At 39.0% G+C, this 16,032-nt stretch carries 14 protein-coding genes; all 14 read left to right on the top strand.

Features of this window, described 5'->3' with window-relative positions:
• The first annotated feature begins 4 nt into the window (after nt 1-4).
• Nucleotides 5-1,018, top strand: coding sequence for an LPXTG cell wall anchor domain-containing protein (locus tag GMD5S_RS0200265; RefSeq protein ID WP_000758650.1), 1,014 nt, complete (start codon nt 5-7; stop codon nt 1,016-1,018).
• A gap of 54 nt (nt 1,019-1,072) precedes the next feature.
• Nucleotides 1,073-1,612 (top strand): hypothetical protein, encoded by a 540-nt coding sequence (locus GMD5S_RS0200260; RefSeq protein WP_000371899.1) that lies wholly within the window; start codon nt 1,073-1,075, stop codon nt 1,610-1,612.
• Nucleotides 1,613-3,454, top strand: coding sequence for a VirD4-like conjugal transfer protein, CD1115 family (locus GMD5S_RS0200255; RefSeq protein WP_000255736.1), 1,842 nt, complete (start codon nt 1,613-1,615; stop codon nt 3,452-3,454).
• Nucleotides 3,455-3,520: 66 nt separating this feature from the next.
• Nucleotides 3,521-3,880, top strand: coding sequence for a hypothetical protein (locus GMD5S_RS0200250; RefSeq protein ID WP_000195209.1), 360 nt, complete (start codon nt 3,521-3,523; stop codon nt 3,878-3,880).
• Complete coding sequence (locus GMD5S_RS0200245; protein WP_000146487.1) at nt 3,867-7,091, top strand: PBECR4 domain-containing protein; 3,225 nt, start codon at nt 3,867-3,869, stop codon at nt 7,089-7,091. The genes GMD5S_RS0200250 and GMD5S_RS0200245 overlap by 14 nt, the downstream gene beginning before the upstream one ends.
• A 65-nt stretch (nt 7,092-7,156) precedes the next feature.
• A complete protein-coding gene (locus GMD5S_RS0200240; RefSeq protein WP_001000164.1) occupies nt 7,157-7,417 on the top strand; it encodes a hypothetical protein in 261 nt (86 codons plus the stop codon).
• A gap of 203 nt (nt 7,418-7,620) precedes the next feature.
• Nucleotides 7,621-7,995 (top strand): plasmid mobilization protein, encoded by a 375-nt coding sequence (locus GMD5S_RS0200235; RefSeq protein WP_001278769.1) that lies wholly within the window; start codon nt 7,621-7,623, stop codon nt 7,993-7,995.
• 6 nt (nt 7,996-8,001) lie between these two features.
• Nucleotides 8,002-9,639, top strand: a complete 1,638-nt coding sequence (locus tag GMD5S_RS0200230; protein ID WP_000261840.1) for a helical hairpin domain-containing protein — start codon at nt 8,002-8,004, stop codon at nt 9,637-9,639.
• A 440-nt stretch (nt 9,640-10,079) separates the two neighbouring features.
• Nucleotides 10,080-10,664: a recombinase family protein gene (locus GMD5S_RS0200220; RefSeq protein WP_000161250.1), complete on the top strand. Its 585-nt coding sequence runs from the start codon at nt 10,080-10,082 to the stop codon at nt 10,662-10,664.
• A gap of 122 nt (nt 10,665-10,786) precedes the next feature.
• Nucleotides 10,787-11,584 carry a ParA family protein gene (locus GMD5S_RS0200215; RefSeq protein WP_000771877.1) on the top strand — a complete coding sequence of 266 codons (798 nt, stop codon included), beginning with the start codon at nt 10,787-10,789 and terminating at the stop codon, nt 11,582-11,584.
• A 90-nt stretch (nt 11,585-11,674) separates the two neighbouring features.
• The gene (locus GMD5S_RS0200210; RefSeq protein ID WP_000863487.1) at nt 11,675-11,917 is read left to right on the top strand and encodes a hypothetical protein; all 243 of its coding nucleotides are present in this window, start codon (nt 11,675-11,677) and stop codon (nt 11,915-11,917) included.
• Between the two features lie 69 nt (nt 11,918-11,986).
• Nucleotides 11,987-12,826 (top strand): Fic family protein, encoded by an 840-nt coding sequence (locus tag GMD5S_RS0200205; protein ID WP_001183258.1) that lies wholly within the window; start codon nt 11,987-11,989, stop codon nt 12,824-12,826.
• A 146-nt stretch (nt 12,827-12,972) separates the two neighbouring features.
• Nucleotides 12,973-14,325: an ISLre2 family transposase gene (locus tag GMD5S_RS0200200; protein ID WP_000355715.1), complete on the top strand. Its 1,353-nt coding sequence runs from the start codon at nt 12,973-12,975 to the stop codon at nt 14,323-14,325.
• 383 nt (nt 14,326-14,708) lie between these two features.
• On the top strand, nt 14,709-15,992 hold the full coding sequence (gene tig, locus GMD5S_RS0200195; RefSeq protein WP_000116506.1) for a trigger factor: 1,284 nt from the start codon (nt 14,709-14,711) through the stop codon (nt 15,990-15,992).
• The last annotated feature ends 40 nt before the right edge of the window (nt 15,993-16,032 follow it).

Here is a 16,032-nt window from a genome sequence, read left to right as displayed (position 1 = left end):
AAACATGAAAAAATGGGCTAAAATCATCACACTATCATCTATTGTCGTACTTGCTTCAGCGAGCGCTCAAATGGTTTATGCAGATACAAACGCTTCACAAAATGAAACTGCTATTACTGCTGTATCACCAAATACTGGAACTACAACAGCTCCATCAAATGCTACAACTGTTCCTGTTGTAGCGCCAAACGCTGGAACTACAACAATTCCATCAAGTGATACAACTGTTCCTGCTGTAGCGCCAAACGCTGGAACTACAACAATTCCATCAAGTGATACAACTGTTCCTGCTGTAGCGCCAAACACTGGAACTACAACAATTCCATCAAGTGATACAACTGTTCCTGCTGTATCACCAAATACTGGAACTACAACAGCTCCATCAAGTGATACAACTGTACCTTCTGTACCAACTTCACCTTCAGAACAACCTTCTGTTGTAGCTCCAACTGATCCTGGAACAACTGTAGCAACTGGTTCAAGCTCAGCAGCTTCATCAAGTAGCAGCTCTTCAACAACTACAACTACAGCAACTACACCGACTTCTGAAGATAAGAACAAAAAAGACAATGCTACGTCAGATAATAAGGTTAGTGTTTCAACTATTGATGGGGGAACAACTACCTTAATTCCTGATGTTAAAGTTCCAACAAATAACCCTGGTGTATCTGCTCAAACAGCTGTAGAAGCAGGTGCTTCTCAGGTAGGGACAACTTCGCAAGTAACAGGTCAAGTTGTTCAAGAAGTGTCTCCTAGCGCACCAGTACAGACAGAAACAGGTGCTTCAATTGTAAGCACTCAGAACGGCAACGTTGTCCTCTCAGATGGCTCTGTAGTAGCGCCTGAGGTAGTTGGGGGAACAGTTAATGAAGATAAGACTATCTCTGTTACTGACAAAGATGGGAAGCTCAAAACCCTTCCAAATACTGGTCTTAAAGAAAGTATATTACTAACATTAGCAGGTTTTGGATTATTGGCTATCGTCATTAGTTTTTTCCTAAAGAAACGTTCAAATTAAGGAATAAGATAAAAGCACTCTTTTGAGTGCTTTTTTTTAGAAAGGAGGATAAAAATGGATCAGGAGAGAATAGGAATGAAAGTAGCCGATATATATAAATTAACAGGCGAAATGCTTCTAAAATCAATGTATTATGCACTTGAAGAATCGTATCACAAATTTAATCACTATCTTGAAAACAAGACATATACGGATAAAACCAACTGGAATCAGTTTATGGCAACAAAGGAAACAAAACATTTTGAAACGTTTCTGAACTCTGAACTGAACTCTGAACGTCTTGAAGAATATTTAAAGGGGTATGAAGTTGGCTTCTCTATAAAAGATAATGGTAACGGTACAAGTACAATAGCAATTGATGCAAAGAACGTGCAAGCCTTAGAAGCAAGTTTCAAAGGGGTCATCAATGATTTAACCGAACCTGAAAAGGCAGAAAAACTTACTAAAAATCTTATCAAAACACCAAAGACCATGACTTTAAAGGAAAAATTGACTTACTACAAGAAAAAGGTTACCGCAGAAATCAAAACTAAAGATAAGGTTAAAACACCAACGCCTAAGAAGGCTATTGCGAAAGATGAAAAGGGGTTATAGATGGTTACAGAACAGAAAAAACGTCGCTTTCTCCCTTATTTGATTGTGGGTCTTATCCTTTGCTATGTAGTGCATTGGTTGGTCAAGCTTTATGACATAGCACCTGCAACTGAAGGAGTTACCTTTATAGATAATGCCCGTTTGGATTGGATGATGGAGAATTGGACAAGTAAGTCTTTTATTGACTTTCACTTCACTCAAGCTAGTCTATATGGTGGCGGTTTAGCTCTCTTTGTTGTCTTGATGTTTTACTTTCGAGTTGGCGACAAAGGGCGCTACCGCTACGGGGAGGAATACGGGTCGGCACGGTACGCCACGAACAAGGAAATAGCTTCTTTTCGGGATACAGAGCCTGAAAATGATATGATTTTCAGTCAAAATGCTCGAATGGGACTTTTCAATAAACGCCTTCCTTTCAACCGTCAATTAAACAAGAACACGCTGACAGTCGGTTTACCAGCGGACGGGAAAACTTTCACCTTTGTGAAACCTAACCTGATGCAAATGAATAGTTCGTTTGTTATCACTGACCCGAAAGGTCTTCTTGTCCGTGAGACAGGAAAAATGCTTGAAGACAACGGCTACAAAATCAAAGTCTTTGACCTGGTCAATCTGACCAACTCTAATCAGTTCAACGTCTTTCACTATATGCACGATGAGCTAGATATTGATAGAGTTGCTGAAGCGATTATCGCAGGGACAAAACGGTCAGATAACACAGGTGAGGATTTTTGGAATCAGGCTGAAATGCTTTTGATGAGGGCGTTGATTGGGTATCTCTACTTTGACGGGAAAGTCCTGAAGAAGTATGAGCCAAATATCGCTCAGGTTGCAGACCTTTTAAGAAATATCAAGCGTGAGGATGAAGATACTCCAAGCGTGGTTGAAAGACTGTTTGAAGAACTCGAAAAGGAATTACAAGGTAACTATGCTAATAGGCAGTGGGAATTGTTTAATAGCAATTTTGAAGGCAAAACAATGACGTCTGTATTATCTATTGCTTCTTCACGTTTTGCCGTCTTTGACCATGATGCAGTTAGAAACCTGACCGCCCGTGACTCAATGGAAATGGAAAAATGGCAGACTGAAAAAACAGCCGTCTTTATCGCTATTCCTGAAACAGATAAATCTTTCAACTTTATTGCAACGACTATGTTTACCATGATGTTTAGGCAGCTACCAAAGACAGCAGATGAAATCATTCAGGGAAACCATCCAACGTGCAAACCTGAAGACTTGTTCCATATCAGACTTATCTTAGATGAGTTTGCCAACTTTGGACGTTTCCCAAACTTCACGGAAACACTCTCTTCAGTTCGCTCCCGTGAGATTTCAATTGCTATCATCATTCAAGCCATCAGTCAATTGAAGGCACTCTATAAAGATCAATGGGAGACTATATTCAATAACTGTGCTACCCTGGTTTACTTGGGGACGAATGATAAGGAAACAATGAACTATTTCTCAATGCGAAGCGGTAAGCAGACTATCAATGTTAAGAATCAGTCGCAAACAAGAGGAGCGCAAGGGTCAAGCAGTCAGTCTATTCAGACCATTCAGCGTGACCTTCTCACACCTGATGAGGTGGCTCGTATTGGGGTTGATGAAGCCTTAATCTTTATCTCTAAACAAAATGTCTTCAGAGATAAGAAAACTAACGTTCTTCAGCATCCACGTGCTAAAGAACTGGCGAATAGTCCAAGTGATACGAACTGGTATCGTTATACCCGTTCCATGTCTGATATGGATGACTGGGATGCCAACGTCAACCATGATAGGGTGATAGAAACAACTAGCGCAAAGGTGCTAGAAGTAAAATTACCATTTGAGGAAGTGGCTTAACCAAAAGAAAACCTGTTAGAATTACCTACCAGGTTTCTTTTGTATTTTGAGGAAAAGGAGGAAAACATGACACAAACAACTAATATGAGGGGGATAGGTTACTTTGATACCCTCTTTTCAGTCGTTGAGATGCCAACGATGGCGGAAGCACTCAAACAGTTTGCACTTGAGCATCAAGTGACTGGAAAGAGCAACCAGGGGGAGGTCTTAAATGACTTTGTCAGCATCTTGATTAAGACGTTAGACGTTGAAGATTTTCAAGCAGTCTCTACACAGCTTTTTAGCTACCCTAAACGGTATAGAGGAGTGCTTGAAGTTGAGGGGATTGAACCTTCTAAGGAAAAGCTGATTTACTTAAAAGCTAATATTGATAGCTTGCTTCAGGAAGAAATAGAGGTAAGGAGCAGGATAGATGGCGAGTATTGAAGAACTTAAAGCCCTGTCAATCCTAGAAGTGGCAGAAAGCCTGGGCATGAGTTTACAGCGAACAGGAAGCTATACTTACGCTTGGGAAGAACATGACTCTTTCACTATCAATGTTAGGGAAAACTATTTCAATTGGTTTGCCCGTAGCAATGGCGGTGATGTGATTAAAATGGTTCAAGTCGTTCAGGAAGAATTGACAGGGGAGAAGCTTTCTTTTAAGCAAGCAAAACACTTCTTGGAAGAAGGTAGTTTTGACGTGGTCGATGTGACCAACGTTCCTGAAAAAGAACCCTTCAGATATTACCTTGAGCCTTATGAAACTAAGTTTATAGAAGCCAGGGAATTTCTGAAGGAAGTCAGGGGCTTGTCTGATGAGACGATCGATTTTTTCAGAGAAAAAAACGTCTTATCACAAGCCACTAAAAAGACAGGGGACTACTATGAACCTGTCATTGTTTTCAAGAGTTTAGATAACCAAGGAGAGGTTATAGGTGCTTCTCTTCAAGGTATTAAGGAAAATCATGACCTTTACGAGAGAGGGCGCTTAAAACAGATTATGAGGGCTTCTGATGGTATGACGGGAATGCACGTTGATATTGGAACACCTAAACGATTAGTCTTTGCGGAAGCTCCTATTGATTTAATGAGCTATTATGAACTTCATAAGGATAGCCTTCAAGATGTCCGTCTAGTTGCGATGGATGGCTTAAAAGAATCAACGGTGAGCCGTCACGTGGCAGAACTCTTGTCTGAAGTTGGTGAACTTGATGATGAGGTTGACCAGGAGAAAAAATCGTCCTTCCTCGCTAAAACAGCTAAATTAAGCACTTTTTTTAAGGATGGAAAGCACAAGGACTTAATTACCCTTGCAGTTGATAATGATGAAGCAGGTCACACCTTTATTGAACGGTTGACCAATGAAGAAATTGGATTGACTCCAGATCTCCCCCCGAGATTGGAAAGTCAGGACAAGATGGATTGGAATGACTACCTGAAGGAAAGCAAAGAAAAAGCCCTTGACCGAAGTCAAGAGCCACTTAATAACATTGGGGGCGAACTAATCAATCGCAATTCCGGTTATTTAGAAGGCGAACCTTCAAGGACAGCACCACAGCCTGAAGAGTCAAAGACTCAACCTGATTTTCCTGCCAATGTTCAATTATATTTTAACATTGATAGGTCAAAAGAGTCAAGTGTTGGGCTTAGAAATGGCTATCATTATGCGACTGATAAAGATTTGAGGTATCTCAATCGTTACGCTGAAGAATTTCAAAAATCGGCTGACTGGTATCTTAATGAGTTGGCTGATAGTAAGGTCACGTATTTTTACCAGGATAAAGAAGACGTTCAGATGCTTCAGGTGGATTTTGAAAAAAGGCATTGGATGCACTTGACGGGGATTGCTCCTGTTTATCATGAGTGGGCTGAAAATTTATCAGAGCAATTCATTGAAGACGTAGCTTCAGGAAAAGGCGATTTTGCAAATTTAACAGTTGGGGTTGGCTTTAGAGATAAGGCAAAATTACTCCCTATGCTCCCTGAAATCTTTGAGTCAGATTCTTTTGTCTTTGATGATTTATCTTCCGTTGAGAAGATGGGGCGGTTAGATGTTTCAAGTGCTATTCGTTCAGACGATAAAGATATTCTTTTAGCTTTTCGGACGGATGATAACTCAACCTTCCCTGCAACATTGCTGAAGCCTAGCCGAACGCTCAACATTGAACTGGATACTTTAAATCAAGAAAAAACGATATTAGGGGTCTTTGTTGAGAAAGACGACAGCATCAAAACAATGTCAATCAATCCTGAATTTGTTAAAGATAATGGACAAGTAATGCTTGATATATTGCGACAAAATAGAGATTTTGAACCCTTTAAAGATGAACCAAATTTACAAAATGGAGGTCTAGCTATGGCAGACAATAATGAACCAAATTTGAGAAATCGCTTTGAGCAAATTCTCAGAGAAGATGAAGAGAAAAAACAAGCTGAAGCACGAAAAGAAGAGCTTGAACGTGATTCAGATGGTGATGGTATTCCTGATGAAGTTGAAAAAGCTCAAGGGACAAGTCCTTTTAATGCTGACACAGACGGTGACGGAAAGTCAGACCAGGAAGAGGTCAGTTATGGGTCAAACCCTATTGACAGCAATCATCCAAATAATCAAAATCAACCTTCACCTGAACCACAAAAAAGCGTTGCTGAACTGATTCAGGCAAAAGACAGTAAGGGGCTTTCTCAACTTTTGAAGGATGGCGTTAAAGACTATTTTCAGTCTGACACTTACAAACAATACTTGACCACAATGAGTAAATTTCACAATTACTCACCGAGAAATATTCAGTTGATTTTAATGCAAAACCCTGAAGCTTCTCACGTGGCATCCTTCAAAAAGTGGAAGGATGAATTTGAGAGAAGTGTCAATAAGGGAGAAAAGTCATTACGGATTTTTGCCCCTATAACTCTAAAAAGACGAGACCCTAAAACTAATGAACCACTCTTAGATGAGAATGGAAATGAACAAACATTCATGTCTTTCAAACTTGTCCCAGTCTTTGATGTCTCACAGACAAATGGAAAAGAATTACCCAAACCAGTCTATGAACTTGAGGGGACTTATGAAGATTATGGCAATCTTTACAAGTCAGCTAAAGAGGTATCTGAAGCTAATGGTGTTCCCCTTTCATTTAGCAAAGACACCAAAGGCTCTAACGGATTTTATTCCGTAAACAACAATGAAATTGTGATTAAGCAAGGGATGTCTGAGCAACAAACACTAAAAACAATCTTTCATGAAATGGCACATTCTGATCTACACAACATGGAGAAATTACAAGAAACTCCTCTTAAAAGAAGTACTGCAGAATTACAAGCTGAGTCAGTTGCTTTTGTGGTAGCTAGTCATTATGGGCTAGATACAAGTGAGTACAGTTTTGGCTATTTGGCAACATGGACAGATGACCCTAACGGACTATCTGACTTAGAAGGTCAAATTAAAATTGTACAAAAAGAAGCAGATAGTTTGATTTCAAGAATTGATAAAACCCTTGAAAAGTATCAAACTAAAGAACTGACCAAGGATCCCTTTCAAGAAAAACTTGACCGCTTGAAAAACCAATCTAAAGAAAAAGCGGTTGACCCTAAAGAGAAAGAGCAGGCGAAAGATGCTCCAAAAAAAGAGCAGAAGAGCGACAACGAGATGAACCTGTAGAAGACCTTGTCGCTCAATTATCCGCAGGCTTTATGAGTCGCAGAAAACAAACGGAGGACTAAAACATGAATGACACTATTGAAACAACATTACTTCTCAACTTGTTCTATTTAGAGAATGGAACGTACACAAGAAATGAAAGCTTTATTGAAGCCAAGCGCAGAAAAGCCATCGCCCTTTTAGATGAAGATGCGGACGAACTCAAAAGCATTGACCCTGACTTAGCTGAAGAATATCAAGAAACAATTTCCTATCTTGACTCTCTTTCAGATGAAGACTACCAGTCCTTAAAAGAGGAGTTGCTTCAACAAGTTGAAGTCAACTAAGGTCTGAAAGACGACTAAGGGGATTGGGGATTTTCCCCAAAACTTTGAAAGATTTACCGACCCCAAATTGGCAGAATTGCCAGTATTTGGGGTTGGAAAAATCTTTTAAATTTCGCAAGGTGGTACCACCTTGCTATGCTTGCCAGTTTGAAAAGTATAGAGGGCTACGGCACAGATGTCAAGTAAATTGAAAGAGGAAGAAAATGAGTGACGAAAAGAAATTATACCGACAAATTCAAAAAAAGATGCGAGTGACACCTCAAGAAAACGATCTTATTAAGCAGAGGATGGCGCATCATAATTTTTCAAATTTCAACACCTACGCCCGTTATATGCTTTTGACAGGCGAGGTTGTCACGGTTGATTATTCGGAGCTGATAAAATTAAGAACGGAGATAAATCGTATTGGTACAAATATCAATCAGCTTGCAAAGTACGTCAATACAACTGAAGAAATTACACTTGAAAACTTTCAAAATTTGCAGGCTTCACTTGCAGAAGTTAAGCGGTTGATGGATGACAGTTTTGATAAAGAAGTGGCTATGATTGAAAAAATGATGAGAGACAGAAGGGAGTAAATTGACTTGGTTGTTACAAAAGTTAAGCAGATAAAATCGGTCAACAAGTTAGCTGATGGTATCAAGTATATTGAAGATGGTGCTAAGACTATTGGAACAGAATTGATTGATTCTGATTTGAACTTTCCTGTGAAGGTTGTAGATGGTAAGATAGTCTCTCAGCTAGTTTCAGGAAATTTGGTGATTGATGTTGAGTCTGCTTATTCAGAATTTATGATGTTGAAGCAACTTGCCAATTTGGAAAAAGGAAGACCAATCAATAATGAAGAGTTGGTCAAAAATGATGTTTTGGCACACCATATCATTCAGTCCTTTTCCCCTGAAGACAATTTGACACCTGAGCAAGTACATGAGATAGGACGGAAGACAGCTCTTGAGTTGACAGGTGGCAGTCATCAATTTGTCATTGCCACTCACATGGATAAGGGGCATCTTCATAATCACATTTATATCAATTCCACTAACTCGGTCACACTCAATAAATTCAGATGGCAAAAAGGAACAAAGAAAGCCCTTGAACAAATTTCTGACAAGTATGCAGACCTGGCAGGTGCAAAAATTCTTGACCGTCAAAATCAATTCGGTCACAAAGAATATTCAGCTTACCAAAAAGAAAATGTTTTCAAGTTAGAAATTAAATCACGGCTTGAGTTTCTCCTGAAGCATTCAACCAACCTTTCAGATTTTCAAGAAAAGGCAAAGGCGTTAAATCTTGCAGTTGATTTTACTGGGAAATATGCCAAGTATAAATTATTGGATAAAGACCAAAAACGAAATACCCGTGACAGCACTTTATCTAAAAAGGGACGCTACTCTTTAGAACAGATTGAGGAGCGCCTGGCTAAAAATGAAATCGTCTATCCGTTGGAAAGTATCAAGAGTGAGTATGACAAATTACAAGCTGAAAAGGCAGAAGATTTTGAAATACGGGTCAAGATTGAACCGTGGCAGGTCGAGCATGAGACGGACACAGGTATCTATCTTCAAATGCAATACGGTATTGCCAACAAAGGTACAGTCAAAATTCCTAGTCGCCTTGTTGATAGACAAGAGGATGGAAGTTTTGATATTTTTATCAAGAAGTCAGATTTTTTCTATTTCATCAATCCTGACAATTCAGCAAGCAATAAATTCATGAAAGGGTCAACGCTTATCAATCAACTTGCCTACGAAAGCGGAGAATATATCTTAACCAAGAACCCTAACATTTCTAAGTTGGATTTGTTGGTCAAAGAATATAATTACCTGGTTAGTCACGGGGTATCCGATTCAGACCAATTCCATGAGTTACATGACCGCTTCCTGGGACAGATTGAAGAAACACAAGAGTCACTTGATAGTTTGGATGAGAAGATTGAGCGACTCAATAAAATTGCTTCAGCGCTTGAAGATATTCACGCAGACAATCCGATTGATGCCAAAGTAGCTTATCAAATTTTGGAAGAATTGAATATTTCACCTTCAGTCAATCCAAAAGAAATTGAAAAGCAGGTGGTCGAGGTTTCCATCGAGCGGAAAGCACTTAAGGAAAAATTTGAAAGCATCGTTAAAGACTTTACTCAGTATGAAAAATTAGAACGTAACGCTGAAGTAAGACGTCAAGATGTTAAAAGTCATTATGAAACAAGTATGGATGAAATTTAATTTTGAGACTAATTTTTATTGAAATTTGAAACTAAAAATAGTATAATGATTCTGCTAATATAGACCTTAGCGGATGATTACTCTTGTGCTAAAGTGTGTATTAGTATGTAGTGTTTTAGGGATAAACTTGGACATATCGCTTCTTTGTGATTTAATTCAAACCTATATTGCTATTTCTAGCTTGAAAAGAGGTATATCTATGAAGTTGTCTATTTCAAACTTGGTGGTTAATGGTGCTGTTGGAGTGACCATTGAATTGTTTATCCTAATTACAGAAAGTACCAAATAGCGCCTAGAGGGTTCGAATCCCTCACACTCCATAAAAACCACTTTACTACAAGCGGTCAATAGGCTATAGCCTATTGACCGCTTGCCGTTTTCTTGATTTTAAAGGGATGAGGAGGCGGACAATAGGGTTAGGCAAAATAGAAAGGGGAAATATGACAAAAATTGGGTATGCAAGGGTCAGCACGACTGACCAAAACTTGGATAGGCAACTGGATCAACTGAAGCACGTTGACAGGCTCTTTCAGGAAGCGGTCAGCGGTGTCAGCAAAGACCGCCCACAGTTGAAAGCCATGCTTGACTATATCCGTGAAGGGGATATAGTCGTTGTGACAGAGCTAGAACGACTTGGAAGAAATAACCAGGAGCTAACTGAAGTCATGAATCAGATACAAACTAAAGGGGCTACCTTGGAAGTGTTAAACCTTCCAACCCTTCGAGGGATTGAAGATGATAACTTGAGACGGCTTCTAAACAACTTAATTTTAGAGCTATACAAGTACCAGGCACAAGCTGAAAGGGAACGAATCAAGGAACGTCAAGCCCAAGGGATAGCTATTGCAAAAACTCAGGGCAAATACCAGGGCAGAAAGGCACTCTTTACTGAAGACGATAGCAGACTAAAACACGCCTTCGAGCTTTACCTTTCAGGAATGTCTGATAAAGACGTGGCAGGCTTAACAGGCATAAACGAGCGAACGTTTAGGCGCTACCGTGAAAAATATCAGATAAAAAGATAGTGATTTATATCATGATTTTAATAGTGATAAAAATATTTATTAAAATCATGATTTTTATATTGATTTTTATCATGATGTATATTATAATAGAAGTATAGAAAAAGGGAGGAGAAAAGAAATAAATGAAATTACTCAGCTTTGTTGCCATCAAGGGTGGAGTCGGAAAAACAACTTTAGCCCTTCTAACAGGTCAGTATTTAGCTAGTCAAGGTCATAGAGTTTTATTTATTGATCTAGACCATCAAAGCAACCTAACACACTTTTATGACGTTTACGAGGATTCAGGAACAGTTGCTAATGTCTTTACTGGTTCAGGAGACGTGACCATTTTATCGGTTGCGCCTAACATTGATTTAATTGCAGGTTCTATGAGACTAGATGAAGCTGAAAGAAGACTTGAAACCAATCCTAATCAGAATATGTTTCTGTATGACTGGCTAGGTGAAAACCTGGAAGCAAAGAACCTGGCACAATACGACTATGTGATTTTAGATTGCAGACCTGACTTCGGGATTGCTACAAGAAATGCTATCGCTGTTAGTCATGCTCTTTTCAGTCCCATTACGCCAAGCGATTTTGCTTTTGAAGCGAAACAAAATCTTGAAGTCCGTCTTGACGAGTACAGAAAAACAGAAATTGTCCGTCCAAGCCGTGAGTCTCTAATTACTGCTAAACTCTACTTTTTGCCTAACATGATAAAGCATAATACGGCAAAATCGAAAGAGTTGTTATCTGTCCTTGAAAATGATGACAATGTTGTTGGTCAAATTCCTCAAAAGGAATTGTTTAACCGAGCATCAAAAGACAATACTGTTATTGACATCATGGCTGACCAAACATCACGAAACGAACACAAGGCTTTCTTTTCAGCTTTGGAAGAAACACTGATCCAAATTCAGACCGTGTCGGATAACTCCTAATATCAATCAATATAAAAACCATGATTTTAATAAATATTTTTATCACTATTAAAATCATGATATAAATAGCTATTTAAAAAGAGGTATGCAATGGCTTTTGAAATCAAAAAGGACAAAATTAGTAAAGCGTTAGGCGAGACAATACCGTCAGTCCCTAAGGCAAAATCACAAGGGCGAAGAGCAGGTCGCCCATCAGGGAAGACCAAACATCCTTATCAGTTCACCTTGAAGCCCCAAAATCGAGAAAAGCTAGATAGGATTGCGGAGCAAGCAGGATATAGCGGAGCATCAACTTTCCTTGATAATTGGATTGAGAGTTATGAAGAAGAATAATCGTCAATATTTTTATCACTATTAAAATCATGATAAAAATCACTATAATATTATTTACGCAGGTGACCTATGCAACCAACCTATGAAATTGATAACCCCAACCTTTCCTATCAGACTAAACTTGACTTATGGCAGACTGGCTTTGGTCTTCAGCAAGTAGACGGTCTTGAGCCATCACGCTATATGGTTGAATTGGCTAAAGAGCAGATTGAAGGTAAGATTGAGTATCAACAAATTTATGACCAAATTACCAAATACCATGAAGAGACCGATGATAGCACGAAAGAAGCTGATATTGTCTCTTTAAGGATTGTAGAGCTGTTATCAAGCAACGCCTTCAAGTTTGCCCCAACCACTCTAAAATCAATCCATAAAGAGCTATTCTTTGGCGTTCTAAGCCAAGGTATCCCTTTAGGAGAATATCGCCATTATAACATCACTAAAAAAGAGCCGATTTTAGAGGGAGATAGCGTTATCTATGATCATTATCAAACTATCTCGGCTAGCTTAACCTATGATTTTGACCAGGAGTCACAATTTGACTATCGAGGGAAGACACCTGAAGAAATGGTCAAGCACTTGAAAAAGTTTGTATCGGGAATTTGGCAAATCCATCCGTTTGGAGAGGGCAACACCCGAACTGTTACGGTCTTCATGATTAAGTACCTACGTTCACTAGGCTTTGAAGTTGATAATAGCCCGTTCAAAGAGAATGCACGTTACTTCAGGGATGCCCTGGTTTTGGACAATGCAAAATTGCTGAAGAAAAATCCTGAATACCTGGATAGATTTTTTGAAAATCTATTGTTAGGTGGTCAACATGAGCTATCTCTGAAGAAAATGTATCAAGAGGTTTTGCCAACTGCATCCGCTCCAAAGAACCAAAAAGACCAAGGTTTATCACTTTAGATATTGATTTTAATCACTATTAAAATCATGATATAAACCACTATTAAAATCACTATAGAAATATAGACCTTTCCGTTTGGAGAGGTCTTTTTTCTTTTCTTGTTTTTGGGGTATAATAGGCGGTAGCGATGATTGAGGTGACAAAAATGGATATAACCGTGTTAGACGAAAGAGAATTTTCAAGGCAGTTGAAACAAAATAATCAACGGGCTTTTCTGAAGATGATTGAAAACTATGAAAAATTCATTGCCCCTATTATGCGAGCGCAGGGGTACAAAAGAATCAATCAAAAAGAGCGGACAGTTATTTTTTCTTTTGGAGAAATGACCTTTTCACGTAGCAGATGGAAGAAAGATGACACCATCCGAATCCCTGTTGATGAAAAGCTAGGACTAGAACCAAGGTCGAGGTTTTCTCAGGAGCTACTTTACCAGGTGACCAAGCTTGCTAATTTTATGCCCTATCGTAAAGTTGTATCGGTGATGGAAATGTTAAAGGAAATCTATATCACCAAGAATACAGTTCAGCACGCTTTAGACATGGCAGGTGAACTACTAGCTGAAAAAGAGGAGTACGACTCTTTATCAGCTTCAGACTGGTCTGAAGATAACCAGGACAAAGTGAGAGCAAAGAAAGTCTATATTGAAGGTGATGGGGTTTGGGTCAAACAGGCAATGCCTGACAGGAAAAAGAAGTCTATTGAGTTAAGTCATTTTGTCGTCCATACTGGAAGCAAGAAGGGGAAGAGGAATATCTTAAAAGACAAGATAGAAGTTATCTCTACACGCTGTCATAAAGCCAAAGATAGACTAATGGATTTGTTGACTAGGCATTTTGAAATTACTCCCGAAACGGTCATTGTGACTAATTCTGATGGTGGTAAAGGCTATTCTCCTACGGACTTTAAGGACTTAGTTAGTGCTTTTAAGCCTAAAGAGCATTTGCACTTTTGGGATGCTTTTCACGTGAATCAATCCCTGAAAAAGAATTTACGTACTTTTCCTTTAGAGCTGACCAAACAAGCCTTTAAAGCGGTCAAGAGCCGAGATAAGGGTTTACTAGAAACGGTACTTGATACGGCTGAATCTTTGATTAAATCAGACAAAAAATTAGAGTCTTTTCAACGCTTCAAAAGACAACTTCTGAAAAACTTTAAATATACTGATCATCCTGAGAGCTTTGGACTCAGTAGCAAGGGTATTGGTATCATGGAATCTCAGCATCGCAAAGTGACGTATCGAATGAAAAATAGAGGTATGTATTGGAGTGAGAAAGGCGCTGACACTATGAGCCAAACCATTCTTTTAAACCATACAGGAGAATTGAGAGACCTATTTTTCGGAGAGTGGAGGAAATCCTACCAAACAATAAAAGACCAGGAAAAAGATTATCCTGGTCACTTTCAACATACTCAAAAATCAGATTATACACTACCACAGAACAATCGCTCAAACCGAAAACCGAAGTATTGGGGAGCTCTTACCGATGAAAGGGATTGAAAATCATAAGAAACCATGATTTGTCAAGCCTTTTAGAAAAAAAAGTTTGGGAAAATGCTTGCATTTTCCTCCCAAAGTGGTATAATAGACTTATAAAAAACACGAACAAAAGGCGCTGAGTGCTACTAACACTCAAACGCCCACCGATTAAACAACCGTTACTTGTTCAATCAGTTTAAATCTATTGTATCATCAAAAGAACAATAAATCAAGACTGGGACAGGAAAAAGTTGAAAGTTTCGGTCTTTTATTTACGTTCTATTGGTGATTTTTCATTTTCTCCCAAAAACAGACACACTCAAAGCGCATTCATTACTTGAAAATTAACCGTGGTTTATGCTATAATAGACTGTATTTAAAAAATTTTAAGGAGAAATGACAGAATGTCTGTATCATTTGAAAACAAAGAAACAAACCGTGGTGTCTTGACTTTCACAATCTCTCAAGACCAAATCAAACCAGAATTGGACCGTGTATTTAACTCAGTAAAGAAAACTCTTAACGTTCCTGGTTTCCGTAAAGGTCACCTTCCACGCCCTATCTTCGACCAAAAATTTGGTGAAGAAGCTCTTTATCAAGATGCAATGAACGCACTTTTGCCAAACGCTTATGAAGCTGCAGTAAAAGAAGCTGGTCTTGAAGTCGTTGCGCAACCAAAAATTGACGTAACTTCAATGGAAAAAGGTCAAGACTGGGTTATCACTGCTGAAGTCGTGACAAAACCTGAAGTAAAATTGGGTGACTACAAAAACCTTGAAGTATCAGTTGATGTAGAAAAAGAAGTAACTGACGCTGACGTTGAAGAACGTATCGAACGCGAACGCAACAACTTGGCTGAATTGGTTATCAAAGAAGGCGCTGCTGAAAATGGCGACACTGTTGTTATTGACTTCGTTGGTTCTATTGACGGTGTTGAATTTGACGGTGGAAAAGGTGAAAACTTCTCACTTGGACTTGGTTCAGGTCAATTCATCCCTGGTTTTGAAGACCAATTGGTTGGACACTCAGCTGGCGAAACTGTTGATGTAGTTGTAACATTCCCAGAAGACTACCAAGCAGAAGACCTTGCAGGTAAAGAAGCTAAATTCGTAACAACTATTCACGAAGTAAAAGCAAAAGAAGTTCCAGCTCTTGACGATGAACTTGCAAAAGACATCGACGAAGAAGTGGAAACTCTTGACGAATTGAAAGAAAAATACCGCAAAGAATTGACTGCTGCGAAAGAAGAAGCATACAAAGATGCCGTTGAAGGTGCAGCAATCGATAAAGCTGTAGAAAACGCTGAAATCGTAGAACTTCCAGAAGAAATGATCCACGAAGAAGTTCACCGTTCAGTAAATGAATTCCTTGGAAACTTGCAACGCCAAGGGATCAACCCTGACATGTACTTCCAAATCACAGGAACTACTCAAGAAGACCTTCACAAACAATACGAAGCAGAAGCTGAGTCACGTACGAAGACTAACCTTGTTATCGAAGCAGTTGCCAAAGCTGAAGGATTTGACGCTTCAGAAGAAGAAATCCAAAAAGAAATCGAGCAATTGGCAGCAGACTACAACATGGAAGTTGCACAAGTGCAAAACTTGCTTTCAGCTGACATGTTGAAACACGATATCACTATCAAAAAAGCTGTTGAATTGATCACAAGCACTGCAACAGTAAAATAATCTTAAAAGAGAAAAAGCCCACCTGACTAGGTGGGCTTTC

Source organism: Streptococcus sp. GMD5S, from assembly GCF_000298715.2.
Lineage (GTDB): Bacteria > Bacillota > Bacilli > Lactobacillales > Streptococcaceae > Streptococcus.
The sequence above is the reverse complement of the archived record's forward strand: the minus strand, read 5'-3'. Positions and strand labels throughout refer to the sequence as shown.

Bases quoted from the DNA above. Each gene is read 5' to 3' on its own strand.
- GMD5S_RS0200265 (WP_000758650.1), top strand. From the start codon at position 5: ATGAAAAAATGGGCTAAAATCATCACACTATCATCTATTGTCGTACTT.
- GMD5S_RS0200260 (WP_000371899.1), top strand. From the start codon at position 1,073: ATGGATCAGGAGAGAATAGGAATGAAAGTAGCCGATATATATAAATTA.
- GMD5S_RS0200255 (WP_000255736.1), top strand. From the start codon at position 1,613: ATGGTTACAGAACAGAAAAAACGTCGCTTTCTCCCTTATTTGATTGTG.
- GMD5S_RS0200250 (WP_000195209.1), top strand. From the start codon at position 3,521: ATGACACAAACAACTAATATGAGGGGGATAGGTTACTTTGATACCCTC.
- GMD5S_RS0200245 (WP_000146487.1), top strand. From the start codon at position 3,867: ATGGCGAGTATTGAAGAACTTAAAGCCCTGTCAATCCTAGAAGTGGCA.
- GMD5S_RS0200240 (WP_001000164.1), top strand. From the start codon at position 7,157: ATGAATGACACTATTGAAACAACATTACTTCTCAACTTGTTCTATTTA.
- GMD5S_RS0200235 (WP_001278769.1), top strand. From the start codon at position 7,621: ATGAGTGACGAAAAGAAATTATACCGACAAATTCAAAAAAAGATGCGA.
- GMD5S_RS0200220 (WP_000161250.1), top strand. From the start codon at position 10,080: ATGACAAAAATTGGGTATGCAAGGGTCAGCACGACTGACCAAAACTTG.
- GMD5S_RS0200215 (WP_000771877.1), top strand. From the start codon at position 10,787: ATGAAATTACTCAGCTTTGTTGCCATCAAGGGTGGAGTCGGAAAAACA.
- GMD5S_RS0200210 (WP_000863487.1), top strand. From the start codon at position 11,675: ATGGCTTTTGAAATCAAAAAGGACAAAATTAGTAAAGCGTTAGGCGAG.
- GMD5S_RS0200205 (WP_001183258.1), top strand. From the start codon at position 11,987: ATGCAACCAACCTATGAAATTGATAACCCCAACCTTTCCTATCAGACT.
- GMD5S_RS0200200 (WP_000355715.1), top strand. From the start codon at position 12,973: ATGGATATAACCGTGTTAGACGAAAGAGAATTTTCAAGGCAGTTGAAA.
- tig (WP_000116506.1), top strand. From the start codon at position 14,709: ATGTCTGTATCATTTGAAAACAAAGAAACAAACCGTGGTGTCTTGACT.